Source organism: Lentilactobacillus farraginis DSM 18382 = JCM 14108 (assembly GCF_000583655.1).
In the GTDB taxonomy this organism is placed as follows: domain Bacteria; phylum Bacillota; class Bacilli; order Lactobacillales; family Lactobacillaceae; genus Lentilactobacillus; species Lentilactobacillus farraginis.
Map to the genome: position 1 here is coordinate 1 of NZ_BAKI01000096.1, position 1,807 is coordinate 1,807.

Below are 1,807 nucleotides of genomic sequence, written 5' to 3' on the forward strand. Positions count from 1 at the left end.
CGCTTTCGTTGATGTTGCTGTTTGGGACGTTTTTAATAGCGTTACTCAGCTACATCAACAGCCAAAAATAAAAAAACCGCCCTGTCATAACTTTGGCGAGTTACAGGACGAACTTTAAGTAGCTTTTGTAATTATAGCCACCGCCTTTAAAGCGGCTTGTTTAGAAGGTTCTGTTTAAGCAGAACTTTCTTTTTGTACTTTCACTATATCACGGCAATCGATACGCATCTGGTCAAAACATCGAATCATATAGCAGCAGTGCCTTGATAAAAGTCAGATTTTATCTTTTCTGTCAAATCGGAAAAGATATTATGACCTGTCTTGAAACGGAATAATCATGTATAACCTTGATTAAAAACGAATTGAGGCATCAAATGATGACGATCTCAAAACGCTATGAAGTCACTGACGAACAGTGGACTAAAATTGAACCGCTATTCCCACCTTATCGAACTGGTCGCCCTGCTAAATTATCAAGTCGACCGTATTAAAAACCCTTTATTCAGCAAATAAGAAAACCAAAACAATAGTAAGTTACCAGAATCAAAAATGGTTGCCAACTTTAAGCGAATCAACTTAAAGCCGGCAACTATTTTTATTATAAATTGTTATTATAAATTGTTATTGGAACTTTTAGCTAAATACCATCCCGCCATCAATCAATAGTGATTGGCCAGTCATATAATCCGAATCTGGGCCAGCTAAGTAGGAAACACAAGCGGCAACATCCTCAGGTCTTGAAAGTCGCCCTAAAGCAATATCTTTAGAGAACTGTTCCATGCCCCATTCGAATGGCTTACCAGCATTATCAGCAACCTTCTTGGCAATATCATCCATCATTGGTGTCTTAACAATTCCTGGGCAATAAGCGTTAACTGTGATGTTATCTTTGGCTAATTCACGGGCAGTGGTTTGCGTAACGCCCCGAATAGCAAACTTACTTGCACCATAAACCGTTAAGTTCGGGTTACCGACTTGACCAGCTTGTGAAGAAGCGTTAATGATCTTACCACCATGATTTAATTCATGGAACTTATCAGAAGCAGCTTGAATCCCCCAAACAACGCCGCCTAAATTAATTGCCAAAGTGTTGTTTAAAACATCAGGTGTAACAGTACTAATTGGTGTCGTTGGTGCAACCCCAGCGTTATTAACGATGACATTAAAATCACCAAAGTGTTTAGTTGCTTCATCAACAGCGGCAAATACCTCGTCACGATCGGCAACATCAGCTTTGATAGCATAAGCATCTCCACCATTATCGTTGATTTCTTTAGCAACGTTCTCAACTTTGCTCTTGGTCCGCCCTACCAGCGCAACTGAAAAGCCATCCTTGGTAAGTCGTTTAGCGATCGCTTCACCAATTCCTTGACCGGCACCAGTAATTAAAGCAACTTTCTTTGACATAATGTAAGCCTCCGTGTTTTGTATAACTTGTGAAATTTCAATCAATCATGAAGCTAATTATAAAAGGAATGATTGTGAAAATCAACGCAAAATTATTTGGAAGCAATTTTCATAATTGTTCGATTCTTGCTTAAATACCATACTTAAAATGGCCGATTCTTCTAATTCTTTTGCGCTTATCAAGATGAAATAGCCATTCATCCTAAACATATCCTTTAATTATGTGAAAAAACGAGAAAAGAAAGGTTGGAATAAAATGCCAGAATTTCAAAGTAAACGAATTTTTGTGAAAAATTATGAAAATCCCAAACCTATATTCGATCGATTTCCAGTAAAATAAAAAAGTCGGCCATCTCGACTCATCAATCCGGCTGGCAAGATAGATTGCCTATTAGAAAAA

Annotated in this window: 2 protein-coding genes and 1 pseudogene; 2 read left to right on the forward strand and 1 reads right to left on the reverse strand. The window is 38.0% G+C overall.

The features are described from left to right. On the forward strand, positions 1–71 hold a 71-nt coding region (locus JCM14108_RS16175), incomplete at its 5' end, for a putative holin-like toxin (protein WP_439645807.1). Between the two features lie 306 nt (positions 72–377). Further along, a pseudogene (locus JCM14108_RS15715) lies at positions 378–482 on the forward strand (IS5-like element ISLpl3 family transposase); the annotation flags it as partial. A gap of 151 nt (positions 483–633) precedes the next feature. On the opposite strand, the gene JCM14108_RS13765 reads toward JCM14108_RS15715, so the two are convergent. After that, complete coding sequence (locus JCM14108_RS13765; protein ID WP_035181532.1) at positions 634–1,407, reverse strand: (S)-acetoin forming diacetyl reductase; 774 nt, start codon at positions 1,405–1,407, stop codon at positions 634–636. Positions 1,408–1,807 lie beyond the last annotated feature (400 nt).

Excerpts from the sequence above, each read along its gene's own strand:
- JCM14108_RS13765 (WP_035181532.1), bottom strand. The coding sequence starts at position 1,407 with ATGTCAAAGAAAGTTGCTTTAATTACTGGTGCCGGTCAAGGAATTGGT.